Raw genomic sequence first — 20,945 nt, forward strand, 5'->3', positions numbered from 1 at the left:
GGACGCCACAGAGTGTTCGAGGCACGTGACACACCGGACCTGCCGTGCGTCATCAGCGGTTGTTCGTGGCGGCACTCGCCCTGTTCCTCGTCACAGCGCCGGCGGTCACCGCGGCGGCACAGGGAACGGCACAGGGCGAGGAGGTCGCGCGCGGCCCGACGTTCGGCGCGCGAGCTCTGCAGGCACTCCTGGACGGCATCCAGTTCGGCGTCATCATCGCCATCTGCGCCGTCGGCCTGTCCCTGATCTTCGGGACCATCCATCTGATCAACTTCGCGCACGGCGAGCTGGTGACGATCGGCGCCACCTTCGCCTTCTTCCTGAACGTCTCGCCGTCCGGCCCGGGCTGGCACCTCGTCCCCGCCACGCTCGCCGCCGTGGCCTTCGGCGCCCTGCTCGGCGCGGCCATCGACCGAGGCCTGTGGCGCCCCCTGCGGGCCCGTGGCACCGGCCTGATCAACATGTTCATCGTCACGATCGGACTGTCGCTGCTCCTGCGCCACCTCGTCCTCGTCCTCTACGGGACCCGCCCCGGCTCCTACGCCGAGTACGACATCCAGGAGGCGATCGACCTCGGCCCGGCCGGCATCACCCCACGTGACCTCACGGTCACCCTGCTGGCGGTGGCCACATTGCTCGGTGTCGCCGCGCTGCTCCAGAAGACCCGGATCGGCACCGCCATCAGGGCCGTCTCCGCCGACCGCGACCTGGCCGAGGCCTCGGGCATCGCCGTCAAGCGTGTCGTGCTCGTCGTCTGGATGCTCGGCGGCGCGCTCGCGGCCCTCGGCGGCGTCTTCTTCGGACTCGTCGAGGTCATCACCTGGGACATGGGCTTCAAGCTGCTGCTGCTCATGTTCGCCGGCGTCATCCTCGGCGGCCTCGGCTCCGCGTACGGCGCGATGGTGGGCAGTCTCGTCATCGGCATCGTCGCCCAGATGTCCACGCTGTGGTTCCCGGTCGACCTGCAGTACGCGTGGGCGCTGCTCGTGCTGATCATCGTTCTGCTCGTCCGGCCGCAGGGCATCCTCGGCCGGCGCGAACGCGTCGGATGAGGGCGGTGAGCCATGGACTTCGAAGTCATCCTCTCCGACGCCATCCGCTCCGGCATCGGCCCCATCGCCGCGATCTTCGCGCTCTCCGCCATGGGCCTGAACCTGCACTTCGGCTACACCGGGCTGCTGAACTTCGGGCAGGTCGGATTCATGCTCGTCGGCGGCTACGGGCTGGCGATCACCGTGGCGACCTGGGGCGGCTCGATGTGGCTCGGCGTCCTCGTCGGACTCGCCTCCGCCGTCGTCCTCGCCCTGCTCCTCGGTCTGCCGACGCTGCGGCTGCGCGCCGACTACCTCGCCATCACCACGATCGCCGCCGGGGAGACACTCCGGCTGTTCTATCGCTCCAGCTGGGCCGAGCCCACCACCGGTGGTGTGTTCGGCCTCCAGCGGTTCGCGAACGACTTCTACGACCTCAACCCCATCCCGCGTGGCACGTACGGCTTCTGGATGGTGAAGTTCAGCGCCCGCGACCTGTGGGTGATGATCGTCGCCTGGGCATTGGTGATCATCGTCGGGCTGCTGCTCGCCCTGCTGATCCGCAGCCCCTGGGGGCGCGTCATCCGCTCGATCCGCGACGACGAGACCGCCGTACGCAGCCTCGGCAAGAACGTCTACGCGTACAAGATGACGAGCCTCGTGCTCGGCGGTGTGATCGGCGCGGTGGCCGGCATGTTGCAGGCCATCCACGTGCAGTCGGTGAGCGCGGACAGCTTCGATCCGGGCGTCACCTTCTTCCTCTACACGCTGCTCGTCCTCGGCGGTGCCGGGCGCATCCTCGGCCCAGTCGTCGGCTCGGTCCTCTTCTGGTTCATGCTCACCTTCGTCGACAGCGCACTGCGCCAAGCCATCGACTCCGGCGTCATCTCGTCCGACGTCATCAGCACGTCGGAGATCGGCGCCGTCCGCTTCGCCCTGGTCGGACTCGCGCTGATCCTTCTGGTCGCGTTCAGACCGCAGGGGATCCTCGGCAGCCGGAAGGAGATGCTGCTCAGTGGCCGATGACACGCGCCCGCCTCCCGTGCCGGATGCGCCCGAGCCCGTGCCGGGTACGCCCGAGCCCGTGCCGGGTGCGACCAAGCCGGACCCGCTGCTCGTCCTCGACGACGTCACCCGCGCCTTCGGCGGTCTCGTCGCCGTACAGGTCGATCACCTGGAGGTCCAGCGGGGGACCATCACGGCCCTGATCGGCCCCAACGGCGCGGGAAAGAGCACGCTGTTCAACGTCGTGAGCGGCTTCGACCGCGCCGACAGCGGACGGTGGTCCTTCGCCGGAAAGCCCCTCACCGGCCGGTCGCCGCACCGGATCGCGGGCGCGGGCCTGGTCCGTACGTTCCAGCTCACCCGCACGCCCGGCCGGCTCACCGTCCTCGAGAACATGCTCCTCGCCACCCCCGGACAGCGTGGCGAGCGGCTGCTGCCCGCCCTGCTGCCGCCACTCTGGCGCGCACAGGAACGCGCCGCCGTGGCCAGGGCCGACGAACTGCTCGACCGCTTCCGGCTCAGCCGGCTGCGCGACGACTACGCGGGCACGCTCTCCGGCGGCCAGCGCAAGCTGCTCGAACTGGCACGCGCGCTGATGGCACGGCCCGTGATGCTGCTGCTCGACGAGCCCATGGCCGGGGTCAACCCGGCCCTGACCCAGTCGCTCCTCGGCCACATCACGGCCCTGCGCGACGAGGGCCTGACGGTGTGCTTCGTCGAGCACGACATGGACGTGGTCATGGGCATCAGCGACTGGGTGGCCGTCATGGCGGGAGGGCGCCTTGTGGCCGAGGGCCCGCCGTCCAGTATCGGCCGTAACACCGCCGTCGTGGACGCCTACCTCGGCAAGCGACACGACGAACCCGAGGCGGACCGACCCGAAGCGGGCGGACCCGAGGCCGACGGACCCGAAGCGAGCGGAGAGGAGGCACCGCCCTCATGAGCGAGGATCCCGGCATCCCGAACGGTCCCGTCCTGATCGCCGACGACCTCGTCGCCGGCTACCTGCCCGGCGTCGACGTCCTGCGCGGCTGCAGCATCGAGGTACGGCCCAGCGAACTCGTCGGCGTCATCGGCCCCAACGGCGCCGGCAAGTCGACCCTGGCCAAGGCCGTCTTCGGCCTGCTCCGCATCCGCAAGGGCACAGTGCGGCTGCACGGCGAGGACGTCACCAACCGCCCCGCCCACGAACTCGTACGACGCGGCGTCGGGTACGTCCCGCAGCTGGCGAACGTCTTCCCCTCGCTCACGGTCGAGGAGAACCTGCGCATGGGCCTGTATCTGCGGCCGAAGCAGTATGAGGACCGGGCCGCCGTGGTCGAGGATATCTTCCCGGTCCTGGCCACCCGCCGGAAACAGAAGGCGGGCTCGATGTCCGGCGGCGAGCGGCAGATGCTCGCGATGGCCCGCGCGCTGATGATGGAACCGCAGGTGCTGCTCCTGGACGAGCCGTCGGCGGGCCTTTCCCCGATCTTCCAGGACCAGGTGTTCGACCGCGTCAAGGAGATCAACCACGCGGGAGTCGCCGTCCTGATGGTCGAGCAGAACGCCCGCAGGTGCCTCCAGATCTGCGCCCGGGGCTACGTCCTCGACCAGGGCCGCAACGCGCACACGGGGACGGGTGCCGAGCTGCTGAACGACCAGAAGGTGATCGACCTGTATCTCGGCACCCTCGCCCGTGTCCGCTGAAGTCCGCCGAGCCCCGCACGCGAGGCGTCAGCCCTTGCTCACCTCCGTACGCACGGTCTTCAGCACGCCCTTGTCGTCGTACGTGTACACCTCGATCGTCGCCTGGCCCGGCTCACCGGCGTCGACGAAGTCGAGGGGACCACTCACACCGTCGTAGTCGATGTCTTTGCCCTCGGCGATCAGCGTCTTGCAGGCGGCGAAGGTATTGCACTTCTCGCCGTCCTTCGTGACCGGAACGATCTCCTCGGCGAACTTCCCCGGGTCGTCCGACTTGGCCTGCTCGGCGGCGAGCGCGATGGTCGTCACGGCGTCGAAGGTCTGCGGGGCGAACTGCAGCACCTTCAGGCTCGGCGCGAACGCCTTCAGAGCCTTCACGAACTCGGGATTGGAGGCCGAGGCCGGAGCCGTTCCCTTCATACCCGCGAGCCGGCCGGGGTCGGCGGGCGACACCACCTTGGCCAGCTCCTCGCTGCGCAGTCCGTCGGTGCCGTATACGCCGATGCTGTCCGGCCCGAGGCCTGCCTCGATCATCCCCTGGATGATCTGCGCGCCCTCCTCGAAGGCGATCACCACAGCCGCTTCAGGGTTCGAGTTCTTGATCTTCTGGACAACCTGGTCGAAGTTCGTGGCCTTGGGGTCGTACGTCTCGGCAAGCGTCACCGTGACGCCGCCGTCCTCAAGGGCCTTCTTCGTGGAGTCGAGCAGCCCGCGCCCGTAGTCGTCCGCGCGCGCGACCAGGGCCACCCGCTTGTGCCCGTCGCCCTGGATCGTCTTCGCCAGGACCGGGGCCTGCAGCGCGTCGCTCGGCGCGGTACGGAAGTAGAAGCCGCCATCGTCGTAGTCGGTGAAGGTGAGCGCCGTATTGGAACTCGAGAACTGGACGACACCCTCACCGGTCACCCGGTCGATGATGGCCAGCGACATCCCGGACGCCGCCGCACCGATGATCGCGTCGACCCCCGCGTTCAGCAAACGGTCCGCCGACTGAGCCGCCACAGCCTCCTGACCTGCCTCGTCGGAGCCGAGCACCTTCGGAATCGGCTTGCCGAGTACGCCACCGCTGTCGTTGATCACCTTGATCGCGAAGTTCGTCGACTGGATCATGGGCGGGCCGAGAAAGGCCAGCTGTCCCGTCTCGGGCAGGACGTAACCGAGTTTCAGTACGCCGTCGCCGTCACCTCCCTGCGCCGCGGAAGCGCCACCTCCGCCACCACCGTTCGAACCGTATGCCGCGGCCAGGAGGACGGCCGCGCCCAGGAAGACCGCGGACCGCCGGACCGGCGATTTCATGTCCGCCTCCTCTCAGAGGCTTCTGCGCCTCTCCGTGGAGAAGACGCGAAGCATCGCTCTGCGTCCCGCGACTAACCGGTCATGGCGCGGCTAAACGGCCTGTGCGCCGCCTGCATGCGCCCGGCGCACGCCCGGCGCACGCCCGGCGCACGCGTCATGATGGATCCGTGGTCATCACCCGTGAGCTGCTCATCGGCGGCCAGGAAAGGCCCTTCCGCTGCCGCCCGGCGCCGCCGGCGCGCAGGCCGTGGACCTCAACGACGCGGGCACGATGCTCGTCGTCGGCACGGACTCCACGGGCGTGGGCCTCCCGGTGGGCTCGTTCCTGTGGGACCCGGCCGCGCGGCGTACACCCCCCCGTCGACCGGTCCCGCGGGCACCGACCCCGTGCCGATCGCACGCACGCCCGACGAGCACGGCGGGGTGGCCGGGGGCCTGGTGTCCCCGGCCGGCGAGCAGGTGTGGCACCACACCGCGACGGTGTGGGAACACGGCACCCTGGTCCCGCACACGCTCGCCTCCGGCCGTGGCAGCGGCACGTTCGCCACCGACCGCAACGAGAACGGGATGGTCGTCGGCTGGCGGATGAACGCGCCCGGCACCGCGCCCACCGCCGTCTACTGGCCGAGCGCGGACGCGGCTCCGGTCGGACTTCCCGGTCAGGTGGCCTTCGAGGCCAACGCCCGCGGCCGGATCGTGGGCATCCGCCCCGTCCCCGGCTCGACCGCGTTCCCGTTCACCGCGGTGATGTGGGAGCCGGCCCGGGACGGCCGGGTGCTGACGACCGAGCTCGGCGACGAGAGCCTGGGCTCGTACGTCAACGCCCTCCAGCCGAGGGTGCCCTCCTTGGGGGGGCACTCCCTGGGGGGGCACTCCCTGGGGGAGAATCTGGGGAGTGTCCGCGCTGCTGGGGAGCGTCTGGGGAGAATCAATCGCCTCACGCGGCACGCCCCTGAAAGACACATCTGCCCAGCTCAGCCTCGGGTGTCGCCGTTACACCGCACGTCTACGCTACTGGCCGGTGAACTTCATGACGTACGTACCGAGATCGTCGGCCTCGACGATCCCGGGGAGCGAGCCGCCCTCACGCAGGGGCGTGACATAGAGGGTCGCTGTCACTTCTGCAAGCATTGCCCCAGGCTATCCATTGGCCGCCATCGGCCCCCCGACGACGAACGCGCCGGGGCCACCCTTCCTGACGAGCAGAACCGCCCCGTGTGACCGGTGACACATTCCCGGCCGTGATGAATCCGGTCAAGGATCCGCTTGATCACCCGGAGCACGTCGTCGGCATCGACAGGAAGGGTGATGACAGATGGAGCGCGAAAGTCAGAGGCTGTCCGCGGCCGACATGGGGGGCCTCGCGGCCGAGTTCGTCGAGCACGCCGCGGCCAGGGCCCGGCTGCCGCTGGACTACAGCGCGGCGAGCCTGCGCCTCGTCGACCGGCTCATCGACGGCCTGCGCCGGGGAACGGGCGGCCGGGATCAGGTGAGTGGCACGCTGGTGGGGCTCGGGGCGTACGTGGGCGAGGTGTTGGTGCGCCAGGCCGGCGCGGTGTGGGTGGACCTGCCGCCCGAGCACCTCCTCCGGACCGTCTTCGCCCAGCCCGTCGGGGTGCGGATGCCGGACGGCCGGGTGTGGAATCCGCTCGGCCGGACCGTGAACCGTTTCGAGGTCGGGGCGCAGGAATCCCTCCAGACGTACTTCCTCACTCTGCACGGCGGCAGACCCACCACAGCGACAGGACGGCTGGGCAGCGCCGCCGATGGGGTGCCGACCAGGGCAGTCTGACGATCTGACAGGATGGTCGGAGTCCGGTTCATGGCTACAACCGGCGATCACGTGTGCGTACGCAGGTCAAGGGGATCGTGTGGGGGAGGGGACGAGCCGGACGCCGCACAGCACCGCGCTCGACTCGCGACTCGGCTCGGCCGTCGAGCGGGCCCAGGCCGGCGACGAGGCGGCCTTCGCGGACGCGTACCGGATCGTCAGCCCCGGCCTGCTCGGCTACCTGCGCGGCGTCGTCGGCGAGGATGCCGAGGACGTGGCGTCCGAGGCGTGGCTGGAGATAGCCCGCGACCTCGGCCGGTTCCGCGGGGACGGCCTCGGCTTCCGCGGCTGGACCGCGACCATCGCCCGGCACCGGGCGCTGGATCACCTCCGTCGCGTACGGTCCCGGCCCCGCCCGGCCCTTCTGGAAGCGGACGTCCTGGCGCTGCCCGCCACCGGGGACACCGCCGCCGAGGCCCTTGAGGCCCTCTCCACGGACGAGGTCCTCGCGCGGGTCGTGGCACTCCCCCGGGACCAGGCCGAGGCGGTGCTCCTCCGGGTGGTCGTCGGCCTGGACGGCCCGACGGCCGCCCGGGTCCTGGGCAAACGCCCCGGTGCGGTACGGTCCGCGGCGCACAGAGGGTTACGACGACTCGCCAAGGAACTGACGGGAAGGGGGAAGCCGAAGAGTGACCGATGACCAGCGCCATGCCGCCCTGCGGCGGTCCCTGCGCGACGCCCTGCTCGCGAACGCGCGCGGTGCCACGAGCGGCGCCACGAGCGGCGCCACGGGCGACGACCCCGCGAGCCGCGAGGCCGAATCGCGCGCGCTCGCCGCGTTCCGGACCGCGCGTGACGCCGGGGAGCACACGTCCCGTGCCACCCGCCCGCGCGACGAATGGAGCCCTTCCGCACGTCGGCGCCGTTTCCCGCGGTCGCTGAGGACGGCCCTGGCCGCCCTGGTCGCCAGCGTGACCCTGGGAGGTGTGGCGATCGCCGCCGGCAACCTGCCCGACTCCTTCCGCGACGCGCCGGCCCCGCCCCCCACGGAACCGCTCCCCAGCAGCACCGCTCCCGACGTACCGACCGCCGTGCCACCGGAGAGTCCGTCGACGTCCGGCCCGCGAGGCGGTGTCGTCCCGGACCGTACCGACCAGAAGCAGCACGGGATGCGGGAGGGCAAGAAGCACGGCAAGGCTCAGGACGCGAAGGATCGTCCCGGAGGCGGGAAGGGCGGGCCCAGGAAGGACGGACGGGGGGCTCCGTCGCCGACAGCGGCAGAGGGAGCCGAGGGAGCCGAAAGGGCGGACGGAGCCGACGGAGCCGACGGAGCCGACGGAGCCGAACGATCCCGGCCGGCGGCCGACCGTTCCCAACGGCCCCACCCCGCACCCCCCTTGGGAGAGCCCCGCCCTGCCAAGTCCTGAGACGGAGTCCCGCTCGAACCCCCTACCGGACGTACGGGAGTGGTGAGGCCGAGCAGTCGGACGACGTCGAGAGGATTCACGTGGGCCTCTCTCCGTAGTGGATTCCGTGGTCAGCACGGAGGCGTCCCGTACCCCCGCCGGGCGAGGCTGTGACCGCAGCGAACGGGCCGCCGGCCCACGACCACGGGAGTGACCATGACCAGCACCACGAGCACTGCGTACGAGGGTTTCACGGCCGAGGAGCGGGCCGCGATGAAGGACCACGCCCAGGAGCTGAAGGCGGCCGGGCGCCGGTCCTCGCCCGCCGACAAGGCGGCGGAGGCCGAGCGCGCCGTGCTCGCGAAGATCGCCGAGATGCAGGACTCGGACCGGACGATGGCCGAGCGTCTGCACGCCGTCATCACCGAGAACGCGCCCGCCCTCGCACCGAAGCTCTGGTACGGAATGCCCGCCTACGCGCTGGACGGCAAGGTCGTCTGCTTCTTCCAGAGCGCGGAGAAGTTCAAGGCGCGCTACGCGACGCTCGGCTTCAGCGACCTGGCGCGGCTCGACTCGGGCCCCATGTGGCCGGCCGGCTTCGCCCTGACGGAGGTGACGCCCGAGGTGGAGACGCGGGTCGCCGAGCTCGTGAAGCAGGCCGTGCGCTGAGGCAGGGCACCGGAGTCGCGGCGGTCGTCAGCTCCAGCCCCCGCCCACCGACCGGTGGGACACGATCGAGGAGAGCAGCGCCATGCGCAGGCCGGGGATCCTGTCGTCGAGCCGCTGGGCGAAGGCCTTGAGCGTCTCCCGGTGCGCGCGCCGCTCCCGGGCGTCGAACAGGACGCTCACCTCGCCCTCGGTGCACAGCACGGCCGTGGCCAGATCCGCCGGCGGAACGGTCGCCGGATCGGCGTCGTTCAGCACCGTGTCACGGGTCGCCTCGCGCACGGCGCGCACCTCTTCGGGGGCGCTGAGAACGACGTGATGGTGGCCCAGCGGACCGAGCCGCCGATGCACGGGCTCCTTGACCACTCCGGCCGCGAGGAGTTGCGCCCGTACCGGCGCCTCGGCCGTGTGGGCCTTGCTGTGGATCAGCGTGAGCCAGGTGTGGGGCGTGTCGGCGGACACCTCGCCCCATGCCTCGGCGAGGAAGGCATCGGCCGGCGGCTCGGTTCCGAGCCGGACGGCCTTGCCTCCCTCGGCGCCGACCAGTCCGGCCTCGACGAGCTCGATCAGGGCCGCGGCCTGCACCCGCTGTCCGCGGAACTGGAGGTCTGCGGTGATGAAGTCCTTCTTGGCCGGGCTGTAGCTCATCAGATAGACGCGCTGAGGCAGTGTCAGATTCACCGGGTGCCCGCTCCTTCGCTCTGGGACGTAGTCGGCTGTCGGTGATGAAGGAGAGAGGTCGTTCTCATCCTGAATCGCGCCGCGTGTCCCTCGTGGTCACCCGACGCTAACGCGCGGCACGGACCACGTCACCGCCATCCGGCGGCGCGTCCCCCGCCACACCGCCGGCGCCGTACGGCAGCCGGTGCTTGCACCCGCACGGATGAGCGCCGTCGGGTCCCCGGCTCCGCCTGCCTCGCCGCACCGGCCGGTCGTCGGAGAGTGGGCTGATCATGCGTCAACCACTCCGAGCAGGGAGCCAGATGGGCCGTCAGCTGGTCGTTCGATGCCGCAGGACGTTCGCCGCCGTGACACTGGCCGCGATGACCGCGCTGGCCCTCCCGGGCACGGCCCTCCCGGCCACACCCGCAGCACCCGCAGCACCCGCAGCACCCGCCACCGCCGTCCCCGGCGCGGTCACATCAGTCACCCCGATCACCCCCGCACGTGCCGCCTTCGACCCCTCCCCCGCCCACGCGAGTCTGGAGCGCCTGCTGCCCTCCCGGGCCGCGCAGTTCACGCTCGTCCCGGTCCCCCGGCCGCCCGGCTCCGGGGACTCCTTCTCCGTGTCCGGCCGGGCCGGGGCGATCCGCGTACGGGGCACCTCGCCGGCCACCCTGCTCACCGGCGTCGGCTGGTACCTGAAGCACGTCGCCGGTGTCGACATCGGCTGGCCCGGCGACAGCCTCGGCCGGCTGCCCGCCACGCTCCCGGCGGTCGACGGCGAGGTCACGCGCGCGGCGAGCGTCCCGCACCGCTACGCCCTCAACGACACCGACGAGGGCTACTCGGGCCCGTACCGGGACTTCGCCTCGTACCAGCGCGACATCGATCTGCTCGCCCTGCACGGCGTGAACGAGGTGTTCGTCCCGACCGGCGCCGAGTACACGTACTACGAGACGTTCCAGCACTTCGGCTACGGCGAGGCCGAGTTGCGCGACTGGATCCCGGGCCCCGCCCATCAGGGCTGGTGGCTGCTGCAGAACCTGTCCGGATTCGCGGGCCCGGTCTCGCGGCAGCTCGTCCACGCCCGCGCGGACCTGGGCCGCCGGATCGCCGACCGGCTGCGCGCGCTGGGCATGACGCCCGTCCTGCCGGGCTTCTTCGGCACGGTGCCGCCCGGTTTCGCCGAGCGCAACCCGGGTGCTCTCACCGTCCCCCAGGGCAGGTGGGTGGGGTTCGACCGCCCCGACTGGCTGGATCCGACGGGCCCGGTCTTCGATCGCCTGGCCGCCACCTACTACCGCGTACAGCAGGACCGGTTCGGCGACACGGACATGTTCAAGATGGACCTCCTGCACGAGGGCGGCAGCCCGGGTTCCGTGGACGTCCCGAGCGCGGCGGGCGCCGTCCAACGGGCCCTGGAGAGCGCCCGTCCCGGCGCCACCTGGGTGATGCTCGGCTGGCAGCGCAACCCGTCCGCGGCCGTCCTCGGCGGGGTGGACCGGAGCCGGGTGCTCGTCGTCGACGGCCTCTCCGACCGGTACGACAACCTGGACCGGGAGACCCAATGGGGCGGTACGCCCTACGCCTTCGGCACGATCCCGAACTTCGGCGGTCACACCGGCCTGGGCGCCAACACCGGCGCCTGGGTGAGCCGCTTCCACACCTGGCTGGCGAAGCCCGACAGCGCGCTGCGCGGCATCGCGTACCTGCCGGAGGCCACCGGCGGGAACCCGGCGGCCTTCGGCCTGTTCACCGAACTCGCCTGGCGGTCCGGCCCGGTCGACCGGCCGGCCTGGTTCGCCGACTACGCCTCGCGCCGCTACGGAGGTGAGGACCCGCACGCGACCGCCGCCTGGGAGCAGCTGCGCCTCGGCCCGTACAGCACCCCGTCGGGCGCCTGGAGCGAGCCGCACGACAGCCTGTTCACCGCGCGGCCGAGCCTGACGGCCGTGCGCGCCGCGCGCTGGAGCCCGACGGTGATGCGGTACGACGCCGCGCGCGTGGAGAACGCGCTGGCGGAGCTGCTCCGGGTGGCTCCCGAGCTGCGCACCACCGACGCGTACCGCTACGACCTGGTGGACGTGGCCCGCCAGGCCCTCGCCAACCGCAGCCGCGTCCTGCTGCCTCGTATCCGCACGGCGTACGAGGCGAAGGATCTGACGGCCTTCCGGGCGCTGGTGAGCGAGTGGAACGCCGACGAGGAGCTGCTCGGCCGGCTGGTCGGTTCGGACCGGCGCTTCCTGCTGGGTCCGTGGCTCGCCGCCGCCCGGTCGTGGGGCGCGGACGGCGCCGAGCGCGACCGGCTGGAGTACGACGCCCGCTCGATCCTGACGACCTGGGGTGACCGCGGGCCGAGCGAGGGCGGGCTGCGCGACTACGCCAACCGTGAGTGGTCCGGCCTGATCCAGGACCTGTACGCGCCGCGCTGGCGGGTGTACTTCGCCGGCCTCGACCAGGCGCTGGCCAACCGTACGGATCCGGTGGCCGTCGACTGGTTCGCCGTGGACGACGCCTGGGCGCGCGGCCACGCGGCGTACCCGACGCGTCCGGCCGGCGATCCGGTCGCGCTGGCGGGCGAGGTCCTGGCCGCGTTGCGCCCCGTCTCGTCGCTTCGTTGAACCTTTCGGCCCTCCCACTCGTACTCCCTGCCACAAGGGGAACGCAACGGATCAGGAACGCAAGGGGAGTGCGATGAGTGGAGTGGCACGTCGGACGGTCGTCTCGGCGGCGGGTGGCGCGGGCCTGGTGGCGGCGCTCGCGGCCTGCGGAGGCGGCGGCACGAGCGACAAGGGAAGCGGTGGCAGCGGCGCAGGAGCGGACGCGCCGGCGGAGACCGGGGCGGCGCTCGCGAAGACCGCGGACATCCCGGTGGGCGGCGGCAAGGTCCTGGACGGTCAGGGCGTGGTGATCACCCAGCCGACGGCGGGCGAGTTCAAGGCCTTCTCGTCCAAGTGCACCCACCAGGGCTGCGCGGTGAGCGGGGTCTCGGACGGGGTCATCCTCTGTCCGTGCCACCAGAGCAAGTTCGACGTCTCGGACGGCAGCGTGAAGGGCGGCCCCGCCACCGCTCCGCTGCCGTCGACGCCGATCAAGGTGGACGGGGACTCGATCACGCTCGCGTGACGTGGCGCCTGTCCGCATGACGTGGCGTCAGGCTCGCGCCGCGCGCCGCGGGCTCTTCCAGCAGCGCAGCACCTCCTCGGTGGTGGCGATGGTGGAGACGAGCGCGAGCGTGTGACGGATCATCGCGGGGGTGTAGTCGGCCGGCACCCCCGCGATGGCGTCCCCTGGCACGACCACGGTGTATCCGTGGTTGACCGCGTCGAAGACGGCGTTGGGGATCGCCACGTTGGCCGAGACGCCGGTGACGACGAGGGTGCGGCAGCCGAGGTTGCGGAGCAGCGGGTCGACGTCGGTCCCGGCGAGGGGCGAGAGCCCGTGCAACCGCCGTACGACCAGGTCCTGGTCGGTGACCTCGATGGGTTCGGCGATCCGAACCGCCGTACTGCCGCTGTGCTGCTGCACGGGCAGCCGGGCCGCGGCCCGGAACAGCCGGGCGTTGGCGTTGGCGCCGCGCCCGTCCGGTCTGCGCTCGGCGACGGCGTGCACCACCTGCACGTCGGCCTCGTGCGCGGCCGCGACCAGCCGGGCGACGTTCGCCAGCGCGCCCGACGCACGTGCGGCGGTGGCGAGTTCGGGCAGGGCGCTGTTCCGGCCGACGACGCCCTCCTGGCATTCGACGGTGAGCAGCACCGTTCCGGCCGGTTCGAGCCGCTCCTGAAGCTGGGCCCACTGTGTCGCACTGGTCATGGTCTCCCCTGTCCCCCGCACCGCGTCTGGCGTACTCCTCCGGGCGGGGGAGGCTAGCCACCCTTGCCCCAGGAGGGAAGAGCGCCCATCATCTCTGACACTCCATCAGAATTATGGAAAGGGGCGGGCGATGACCATCGCACAGCGCCGTGGACGCCGGATCATGATGACCCCGGCCGAGCTGGACACCTTCCTCACCGAGCAGCGCACATGCCGGGTCGCGACCGTCTCCGCGGACGGCCGCCCGCATGTCGGCGCCCTCTGGTTCGTCTGGGACGGGACCTCGCTCTGGCTCTACTCGATCACCAGGAGCCGCCGTTGGGCGGAGCTGCGCGCCGATCCGCGGATCGCGGTGGTCGTCGACGACGGCGAGGAGTACGGCGAGCTGCGCGGCGCCGAACTGTCGGGCACGGCCGTCTTCGTCGGCGAGGCCCCGCGCACGGGCGAGCCGTGCCCCGAACTCGACGTACCGGAACGACTCTTCGCCGCCAAGAACTTCGGCCTTGACGCGATGCCGCACGACGGCCGGCACGCCTGGCTGAAGCTGACCCCGGACGCGGTGGCGTCCTGGGACTTCCGCAAACTGGCCGGTCTCTGAACCACTGCTTCTCTGGAGGAGCTTGACCGTACGTCAGAGACTGAGCGGCGACCCGGCCCCCTGGAGCGCCTCGACCGCCGCCCGGATGGACGGCCGCCGGTCGGCGTCGCTGCGCCAGGTCGCGTAGATGTGCCGCTTCATCTTCTGCCGTACGGGCACGAACGCGATCCCCTCCGGGGTCGGTCCGCGACCGAGGCGCGGGGTGACGCACACCCCGAGCCCGGCGGCGATCAGCGCCAGCTGGGTGTGGTGCTCCCCGGCGAGATGGGCGATGCGCGGCTCCATGCCCTGCGAGCGCAGCGTGAACATGAGCCAGTCGTGGCAGAACTCGCCCTCGGGCCAGGAGACCCAGTCGTCGTCGCCGAAGTCGGTCAGGTCCACCTCGTCCCGCCCGGCCAGCCGGTGGCCGACGGGCATGGCGACGTCCGCGGCGTCGTCCAGGAGGTGCGCGCGCTCCAGGCCGCCAGGCACCGGCGCCCGCTTGTTGCTCCAGTCGAGGACGATCGCGAGGTCGGCGTCGCCGCGCAGCACCTCGCGGATGCCCCGCTCGGGCTCCAGCTCGGTGGTCTTCACGCGGAGGTCGGGATGGGCGGCGCGCAGCGCGGCGAGGGCGCCGGGCAGCAGTCCGCGCGCCGCCGTCGGGAAGGCCGCGATCCGCACCTCGCCGACCACCTGGCCGCGCTGCGCCTCGATGTCCGCCTGGGCGAGCTCCACCTGCGACAGGATGCGCGCCGCGTGCTCGGCGAGCAGCAGCCCGGCGTCGGTGAGCCGGACGCCCCGGCCGTTCTTGGCGAGCAGCTGCTGGCCGATCTCCCGCTCCAGCTTGGACAGCTGCTGCGACACGGCCGAGGTGGTGACGTGCAGTCCGTCGGCCGCACCGCTGACCGATCCGTGCCGTGCGACGGCGTCCAGGGTCCGCAGGCGCTCCAGGTTCAACATGTAAGCAATACTAAGGGGAGCGGTTCATTTAATCTCGCTTGTCCTACGAGATGGGGGCGGCCACTCTGGGGGCATGAGCTCCGCGACCCCCGCCATCGCCGGCACCACCGCCCGCCGCCCACGCCTGTTCGACTGGCGGGTCCGCTTCGGCGTGCTGGCCCTGATCTGGGGCTTCAGCTTCGTCTTCATCAAGGTCGGCACGGAGGGGTTCGCACCGTTCCAGGTGACCTTCGGCCGCCTGCTGTTCGGTACGGCGGTGCTGGCCGTCGCGATGGTGATCAAGCGGGAGCGGCTGCCGCGCGGCCGCCGAACGTGGCTGCATCTGACGGTGGCCGCGTTCCTGCTGAACGCGCTGCCGTTCTCGCTCTTCTCGTACGCCGAGCTGACCATCCCGTCGACGCTCGCGGGCATCTGCAACGCGACGACACCCCTGTGGGGCATGCTCCTCTCGCTCGTCGCGCTCTCCGAGGACCGTCCGACGCGGGTGCGCGCGGCGGGGCTCGGCATCGGCTTCATCGGTGTCCTGACCGTGCTCGGCGCCTGGCAGGGCTTCTCCGGGCTCGACGTCACGGGGACGGCGATGGCCCTGCTCGCCTCCTTCAGCTACGCGGTCGGCTGGATCTACGTGCGCCGTACGCTGGCCGGCGCGGGCGCGTCGAACCTCTCGCTCGCCGGCTCCCAGGTCGGCCTGGCGACACTCCAACTGGCGGTCGTGACCCCGCTGTTCACCTCACTGCCGTCCTCGGTCGAGGTCGTCCCGCTGCTCGCCGTGATCGCCCTGGGGGCGCTGGGCACGGGGTACGCGATGCTGCTGCAGTACGGCGTCGTGGCCGAGGTCGGCCCGACGACGGCGTCGATGGTCACGTACTTCATCCCGGTGATCGCCACGGCGGCGGGCGTCGCCCTCCTGGACGAGCAGCTCGCCTGGAACACCCCGGTCGGCGCGGCGATCGTCCTCGCGGGCGCCGCCCTGACCCAGCGCCGCGCCCCGTCGAGACACCCGAAGACCACGATCCGAGCGACCGCGACCGCGACCGCGGCGACCCCCGCACCGTCACCCGCCCCTGACCGCCTCCCGGCAGGCCGCGCCTAGGCCGAGGGCGCCCGGGAAGCCGTCACCCGTAGCTCCTCGCCGGTGCCGGTCCGGCCGCGGCCGCGATCGCGTCGGCGAGGGGCTCGATGTCCGCCTCCCGGAGGGAGGAGACGGTGAGCCGGACGGCCGGCCCCGCGTTCAGCCGGAAGCGGGCGCCGGGGGCGACCGCCCAGCCCGCGGCGAGCAGCCGGGTCACCGCACCCGTCTCGTCGGAGACCGGCACCCACACGTTCATCCCGCTCCGCCCGTGCGCCTCGACCCCGCGCCGCTCCAGGGCGCGGACGAGCCCGTCCCGCCGCTCCGCGTACGCCCCCGCGACGACGGCCGGGTCCACGGCCCCCGTACGCCACAGGTGCGCGACCGCGCACTGGAGGAGCCTGCTGACCCAGCCGGGGCCGAGCCGCTGGCGCCCGAGGACCCGGTCGACGGTCTCGGCGTCGCCGGTCAGACACGCGACCCGCAGATCCGGCCCGTACGCCTTGGCGACCGATCTTACGAAGGCCCAGTGGCGGGTCACCCCGGCCAGCGGGGACAGCGGCAGGTCCACGATGCCGTGCCCGTGGTCGTCCTCCACGAGCAGCACGTCCGGATGGCCGGCCAGGACGCCACGCAGCGCGGCGGCGCGCTCGGCGCCGACGGCCGCGCCGGTCGGGTTCTGCGCACGGCAGGTGACGATCACCGCGCGCGCCCCGTCCCGGAGCGCCTCCGCCACCGCCGCGGGCAGCGGCCCCTCGTCGTCCACCGCGAGCGGCACCGGCCGTAGCCCGAGCGCCGGTACGAGGTCGAGCAGGCTCCCCCACCCGGGGTCCTCGACGGCGACCGCGTCGCCGGGCCGTAGGTGGATCGCGAGGACCCGCTCGATCGCGTCCAGCGCACCCGAGGCGACGGCGACCGGCCCGTCGGGCACCCCGTCCGCATCCAGCGCCGCCCGCGCGAGCCGCGCGAACTCCTCGTCCACGGGGGCCTCCCCGTACAGCACGGGCCGCTCCGCCGCGCGCCGCGCGGCCTCGGCGAGCGCCGCACCCAGCGGGGGCAGCAGCTCCGGGTCGGGGTTGCCCTGACTCACGTCCCGTACGCCCGCCGGCGCCTCCACCCGGATCGACCCGCGGGCCGTCGTCGCAGGCCTCGCCCGCACCCGGCTGCCCCGCCGCCCGTCCGTCTCGATGACCCCGCGCTCCCGCAGGGTCCGGTACGCGGCGGCGACCGTGTTCGGGTTCACCCCGAGCGTCACTGCCAACTCCCGCATGGGCGGCAGCAGTTGCCCCGGCTCCAGGGCACCCGCACCGACCCCGCGCTCGACACTGGCGGCAATCTCCGATGCGCGACGGCCTTCGATCCGATACTCTCCTAGCACAAACATGATTATGCACTAGTGCAATGGAGAACGCAATGGCCACCACGGACACCTACGAGCCGACCGAGCGGACCGTCCCGACCCGCTCCCGCGACCGCGCCTCGTACGACCGCGCGCTGGTGCACTCGATACTCGACGAGGCGTACGTCTGCCACCTCGGCTTCGTCCGCGACGGCGCGCCCGTCGTGCTGCCGACGCTCTACGGCCGGATCGGCGACCGCCTGTACGTCCACGGCTCCACCGGCTCCCGGCCGCTGCGCATGGCGGGCTCGGGCGCCGAGGCTCCCGGACTGCCGGTCTGCCTGACGGTGACCCACGTCGACGGCCTGGTCCTGGCCAAGTCCGCGTTCCACCACTCGATCAACTACCGCTCGGTCGTGGTCCACGGCACCGCCCACCAGGTCACCGACCCCGAGGAAGCGCGGACCGCCCTCGACGCCCTGGTCGACCACGTCGTCCCGGGCCGCGCCGCCGACTCCCGCCCGGCCAACGCCAAGGAGCTGGCGGCGACGGCCGTCCTGCGCCTGGACCTGGACGAGGTCTCCGCCAAGGTCCGCACAGGCGGCCCGAACGACGACCCGGAAGACGCGACGCTCCCCTACTGGTCAGGCGTGGTCCCGGTCCACCGCACCTACGGCCCCCCGATCCCGGCGGAAGACCTCGCCCCGTCGACAGCCCTGCCGACCTACCTGACGACCTGAGCCTGAGGCGGGGGTCGGGGCCCGCTCCCGGGCCCCGAACCCCCGCCCCCACCGGCTTACGCCGCGGCCGCCGCCCGCCGCCGAGCGGACGCCGCCCGGGCCTCCGCAAGGGCGAGCCCCGTCACGGCCACGAGCAACAGCAACGTGCCGACCAGGGTCGCGACGGTCAGCGACTCCCCCAGCACCGTCACAGCAATCACCGCCGCACTCACCGGCTCCAACAACATGATCACGGACACCGTCGCCGCCCGGACCACCGCCGCCCCCGCGAAGTACAGCGCATACGCGAGCGCCGTCGGCACCGCCGCCACATAAACAAGCAGCCACAGCACCTCCCCCACCTGCCCGGTGTGCGGAACCAGGCCCCCGGGCGCCTCGAAGACAGCCATCGGAAGCAGCCCGACCGCGCCGATCGCGAAGGCCCAGGTCGTCGTGGACAGGGCGTCCGAGTTGCCGCCGTCCCGGCCGAGCCACCGCGTGAGCAGGGTGATCGCCGCGTACCCGGCAGCCGACAGAACCGCAAGACCCACACCCACCGGCCGGACCTCGCCGCTCTCGCCCCCGAGGACAAGCACGCCCAGTCCCGCCAGCGCCCCGGCCACGGCCGCGACACCGCCACGACCGAGCCGCTCGCCCATGGTGAGCCGCGCGCCGAGTGCGATCAGGACGGGGCCCGCGCCGAGCGTGACGACGGTGCCGACCGCGAGCCCGGTGGCCTCCACGGCGGCGAAGTAGGCACTCTGAAAGACGGTCAGGCCGATCCCCGTACCGAGGATGCGGACGAGCCGGCGCCTGCGGGGCTCCGCCACCGCCGGAGCGGCCCTGCGGGCCCGGGGCCGCAACGCCAAGGCCCCGAGCAGCAGCACAAGCCCCCCGGCGCACCGCCAGAACGACAACGTCAGCGGCCCCATGTCACTGACCCGGAAGATCAGCGAAGCCGCGGCACCGGCGGTACCCCAGGCGATTCCGGCGACGACCAGATAGAGCAGACTCCGCCCGACGGCAGGAACGACGGCAGGCACGGCGCCGGACACGGAGGCCGAGGCCGCAGCCGTGGGCGCGGAGGCGGAAAGGGAAGAATTCGACACGTACTTCTCCGTGTGAAGACAGGGTGATGTGGTCGCTCAACTCCGCACGCGGGCAGCGACGAACCGCTCGGGGACTGCCCGAGCCCGGTCTTCGTCAGGGAGAGTGGCCGCCCGCGCCTAGGCGGCAGGAGGCGGAAGTACGGTCGAATGCATGATCGTCACCCTACGGGGCGGTCCGCCCGGCCGACAACTCCGCACCCTCGTACGCCAGCGGCTCCGACCCGGCCACAGGCTCCGCCGACGCCACCTTCGGCGTCGACGACTGCGCGATGAACGCACCGACCAGGACCACCGCGCCACCGACGATCTGCGGCGCGGCCAGGTGTTCGCCGAGCAGCACCCAGGCCAGCACGGTCGCGATCACGGCCTCCAGGCAGGCCACGACCCCGGCCACCTGCGGCGAGAGCCGGCGTACGGAGACGACACCGGTGACGTACGCGAGGACGGTGGCGATGAGCACGATCCACCCGAGCAACAGCCAGGCCGGCGCGCTCGTACCGTCGAGGTCCGCCGTGCCCGCCAGCACCGACCAGTCCATCCCCCAAGGCCGGGCGACGACGGTCAGGACGAGGGCGCCGAAGAGCAGTCCGTACGCGATGACGCCCAGCGGGTCGACCGGGTCGGACTCGTCGCCGCCGTGGTCGGAGAGGACGAAGTAGCCGACCTGGCAGCAGGCGGCGCCGAGCGCGAGCAGCAGCCCGAGCAGGTCGAAGGTCAGCCCGGACCAGACCTGGACGACGCAGGCGAGACCGCCGACCGCGAGGACGACGCCGAGCGCGGCGCGGCGGGTGACGGGCCGCCGCTGCACGAAGCGGACCCAGCCGAGGACCAGGGCGGGGGCGAGGTACTCGATGAGCAGCGCGACGCCGACCGGGATCCGGGAGATCGAGGCGAAGTAGAAGGCCTGGACGCCGGCCACGGCGAGCAGGCCGAACCCGGCGAGGAGCGCGGGCTTGCGCCGCAGGAGGTCGCGGTGGCGCCAGGCCACGGGCAGCATGACGAGGGCGGCACCGGCGACCCGGAGCCACACCACATGGAGCGGGTCGAGTCCCGCTTCGATGAGCGGCTTCGCCGCCACACCTGAACCGCCGAATGCGAAGGCCGAGGCCAGGGCGAGTCCCAGGCCGGCGCTTCTCCCCTGAGACGCGTGCATCGGGCCATCATGACAGGACTGCGTCAGGAGCGTCACCCCTGTCACACCTGTTGAGACAGCTCCCCGATCCGGTCGGTGAGCACGAGCGGATCGACCCCGGCCCGGCGCAGTACTTCGACGGCCCGGCTCTCGGGATCGGCGGCGATGACGGCCAGCAGATCGAGGCCCCGGGCACGCGGCTCTCCACGCAGCGCGGCCCGCTCCCACGCGCCGTCCATCGCGGCGGCCGCCGTGGGCGACCACCCGGCCGCCGCCCCCGCCACCCCTGGCGCTCCCGCCCCAGCCGCGCCCCCGATCTGAGCCACAGCCGCCGACTCGTCCCGTACGACGTACAGGGCGCCGGAGTCCTCGACGGACCCACGCCAGCGCAACCCGTAACCGATCGATCGCTGGACGAGATACCCGAGCACGCGCGCGAGCTGCGGCGCGCCGCCCCGGTCGGCGCCACCCTCGAAGGCGGCGCCGACCTCGGGGTCGGACTCGATCAGGGAGTGCAGCAGATGGGCGGTGTCGATCTGCCGGTCGCCGTCGCGCAGAGCCCGGCGGCGCGCGCTCGCCACGACGGTCGCGAGCTCGGCGGTGAGCCGGCCGAGCTGGATCTCCGGACGACGGGACGCGGGCTGGTGGGGTACGCGAGGGCCGGGACTTTGCACCCTCCCACCTCATCAGCCTCCGGCGGCCGGAA

At 72.3% G+C, this 20,945-nt stretch carries 22 protein-coding genes; 14 read left to right on the forward strand and 8 right to left on the reverse strand.

The features are described 5' to 3' along the window. Positions 1-65: 65 nt before the first annotated feature. The 4 genes from Q5762_RS27010 to Q5762_RS27025 are packed head-to-tail and all read left to right on the forward strand — an operon-like array spanning position 66 to position 3,725. On the forward strand, positions 66-1,052 hold the full coding sequence (locus tag Q5762_RS27010; RefSeq protein WP_315894841.1) for a branched-chain amino acid ABC transporter permease: 987 nt from the start codon (positions 66-68) through the stop codon (positions 1,050-1,052). A 12-nt stretch (positions 1,053-1,064) separates the two neighbouring features. Further along, entirely contained in the window at positions 1,065-2,057 is a 993-nt protein-coding gene (locus Q5762_RS27015; RefSeq protein ID WP_315894842.1) for a branched-chain amino acid ABC transporter permease, read from the forward strand. Beyond that, the gene (locus Q5762_RS27020) at positions 2,047-2,979 is read left to right on the forward strand and encodes an ABC transporter ATP-binding protein (protein ID WP_315894843.1); all 933 of its coding nucleotides are present in this window, start codon (positions 2,047-2,049) and stop codon (positions 2,977-2,979) included. The genes Q5762_RS27015 and Q5762_RS27020 overlap by 11 nt, the downstream gene beginning before the upstream one ends. After that, positions 2,976-3,725 carry an ABC transporter ATP-binding protein gene (locus Q5762_RS27025; RefSeq protein ID WP_315894844.1) on the forward strand — a complete coding sequence of 250 codons (750 nt, stop codon included), beginning with the start codon at positions 2,976-2,978 and terminating at the stop codon, positions 3,723-3,725. The genes Q5762_RS27020 and Q5762_RS27025 overlap by 4 nt, the downstream gene beginning before the upstream one ends. 27 nt (positions 3,726-3,752) lie before the next feature. Here the strand turns inward: Q5762_RS27025 and Q5762_RS27030 are convergent, their stop codons facing one another. After that, on the reverse strand, positions 3,753-5,015 hold the full coding sequence (locus tag Q5762_RS27030) for an ABC transporter substrate-binding protein (RefSeq protein WP_315894845.1): 1,263 nt from the start codon (positions 5,013-5,015) through the stop codon (positions 3,753-3,755). Positions 5,016-5,402: 387 nt separating this feature from the next. Here Q5762_RS27030 and Q5762_RS27035 point away from each other — a divergent pair, with 387 nt between their 5' ends. From Q5762_RS27035 to Q5762_RS27055, 5 genes are all read left to right on the forward strand, one after another. Beyond that, entirely contained in the window at positions 5,403-6,236 is an 834-nt protein-coding gene (locus Q5762_RS27035; protein ID WP_315894884.1) for a hypothetical protein, read from the forward strand. A gap of 94 nt (positions 6,237-6,330) precedes the next feature. Beyond that, entirely contained in the window at positions 6,331-6,807 is a 477-nt protein-coding gene (locus Q5762_RS27040; protein WP_315894846.1) for a hypothetical protein, read from the forward strand. Positions 6,808-6,886: 79 nt separating this feature from the next. Continuing rightward, positions 6,887-7,486 (forward strand): RNA polymerase sigma factor, encoded by a 600-nt coding sequence (locus Q5762_RS27045; RefSeq protein WP_315894847.1) that lies wholly within the window; start codon positions 6,887-6,889, stop codon positions 7,484-7,486. Next, positions 7,476-8,213, forward strand: coding sequence for a hypothetical protein (locus Q5762_RS27050; protein ID WP_315894848.1), 738 nt, complete (start codon positions 7,476-7,478; stop codon positions 8,211-8,213). Before Q5762_RS27045 ends, Q5762_RS27050 begins: the two co-directional genes overlap by 11 nt. 195 nt (positions 8,214-8,408) lie before the next feature. Continuing rightward, positions 8,409-8,861, forward strand: a complete 453-nt coding sequence (locus Q5762_RS27055) for a DUF1801 domain-containing protein (protein WP_315894849.1) — start codon at positions 8,409-8,411, stop codon at positions 8,859-8,861. Between the two features lie 27 nt (positions 8,862-8,888). Here Q5762_RS27055 and Q5762_RS27060 read toward each other — a convergent pair whose 3' ends face one another. Further along, the gene (locus Q5762_RS27060) at positions 8,889-9,539 is read right to left on the reverse strand and encodes a GPP34 family phosphoprotein (RefSeq protein WP_315894850.1); all 651 of its coding nucleotides are present in this window, start codon (positions 9,537-9,539) and stop codon (positions 8,889-8,891) included. Between the two features lie 347 nt (positions 9,540-9,886). Here Q5762_RS27060 and Q5762_RS27065 point away from each other — a divergent pair, with 347 nt between their 5' ends. Both Q5762_RS27065 and Q5762_RS27070 read left to right on the forward strand, forming a co-directional pair. After that, on the forward strand, positions 9,887-12,142 hold the full coding sequence (locus Q5762_RS27065; protein ID WP_315894851.1) for an alpha-N-acetylglucosaminidase: 2,256 nt from the start codon (positions 9,887-9,889) through the stop codon (positions 12,140-12,142). Positions 12,143-12,215: 73 nt separating this feature from the next. Continuing rightward, complete coding sequence (locus Q5762_RS27070; RefSeq protein ID WP_315894852.1) at positions 12,216-12,647, forward strand: Rieske (2Fe-2S) protein; 432 nt, start codon at positions 12,216-12,218, stop codon at positions 12,645-12,647. Between the two features lie 27 nt (positions 12,648-12,674). Here Q5762_RS27070 and Q5762_RS27075 read toward each other — a convergent pair whose 3' ends face one another. Beyond that, positions 12,675-13,334 carry a cysteine hydrolase gene (locus Q5762_RS27075; protein ID WP_315894853.1) on the reverse strand — a complete coding sequence of 220 codons (660 nt, stop codon included), beginning with the start codon at positions 13,332-13,334 and terminating at the stop codon, positions 12,675-12,677. Between the two features lie 130 nt (positions 13,335-13,464). On the opposite strand from Q5762_RS27075, the gene Q5762_RS27080 reads away from it, so the two are divergent. Then, positions 13,465-13,932 (forward strand): pyridoxamine 5'-phosphate oxidase family protein, encoded by a 468-nt coding sequence (locus Q5762_RS27080; RefSeq protein ID WP_315894854.1) that lies wholly within the window; start codon positions 13,465-13,467, stop codon positions 13,930-13,932. A 33-nt stretch (positions 13,933-13,965) separates the two neighbouring features. On the opposite strand, the gene Q5762_RS27085 is transcribed toward Q5762_RS27080, so the two are convergent. Beyond that, the gene (locus tag Q5762_RS27085; protein ID WP_315894855.1) at positions 13,966-14,871 is read right to left on the reverse strand and encodes a LysR substrate-binding domain-containing protein; all 906 of its coding nucleotides are present in this window, start codon (positions 14,869-14,871) and stop codon (positions 13,966-13,968) included. 73 nt (positions 14,872-14,944) lie between these two features. On the opposite strand from Q5762_RS27085, the gene Q5762_RS27090 reads away from it, so the two are divergent. Continuing rightward, entirely contained in the window at positions 14,945-15,964 is a 1,020-nt protein-coding gene (locus Q5762_RS27090) for a DMT family transporter (protein WP_315894856.1), read from the forward strand. A gap of 22 nt (positions 15,965-15,986) precedes the next feature. On the opposite strand, the gene Q5762_RS27095 is transcribed toward Q5762_RS27090, so the two are convergent. Beyond that, on the reverse strand, positions 15,987-17,318 hold the full coding sequence (locus tag Q5762_RS27095) for an aminotransferase class I/II-fold pyridoxal phosphate-dependent enzyme (RefSeq protein ID WP_315894857.1): 1,332 nt from the start codon (positions 17,316-17,318) through the stop codon (positions 15,987-15,989). 35 nt (positions 17,319-17,353) lie between these two features. On the opposite strand from Q5762_RS27095, the gene Q5762_RS27100 reads away from it, so the two are divergent. Continuing rightward, positions 17,354-18,019, forward strand: coding sequence for a pyridoxamine 5'-phosphate oxidase family protein (locus Q5762_RS27100; protein WP_315894858.1), 666 nt, complete (start codon positions 17,354-17,356; stop codon positions 18,017-18,019). Between the two features lie 56 nt (positions 18,020-18,075). On the opposite strand, the gene Q5762_RS27105 is transcribed toward Q5762_RS27100, so the two are convergent. The 3 genes from Q5762_RS27105 to Q5762_RS27115 all read right to left on the reverse strand — a co-directional run bounded on the left by Q5762_RS27105 (position 18,076) and on the right by Q5762_RS27115 (position 20,913). Further along, positions 18,076-19,041 (reverse strand): DMT family transporter, encoded by a 966-nt coding sequence (locus tag Q5762_RS27105; RefSeq protein WP_399495273.1) that lies wholly within the window; start codon positions 19,039-19,041, stop codon positions 18,076-18,078. Between the two features lie 229 nt (positions 19,042-19,270). After that, positions 19,271-20,260, reverse strand: coding sequence for an EamA family transporter (locus Q5762_RS27110; RefSeq protein WP_315894859.1), 990 nt, complete (start codon positions 20,258-20,260; stop codon positions 19,271-19,273). 41 nt (positions 20,261-20,301) lie between these two features. Next, positions 20,302-20,913, reverse strand: coding sequence for a Clp protease N-terminal domain-containing protein (locus Q5762_RS27115; RefSeq protein ID WP_315894860.1), 612 nt, complete (start codon positions 20,911-20,913; stop codon positions 20,302-20,304). Positions 20,914-20,945: the final 32 nt, after the last annotated feature.

This window comes from Streptomyces sp. P9(2023) (genome assembly GCF_032436795.1).
In the GTDB taxonomy this organism is placed as follows: Bacteria; Actinomycetota; Actinomycetes; order Streptomycetales; family Streptomycetaceae; genus Streptomyces.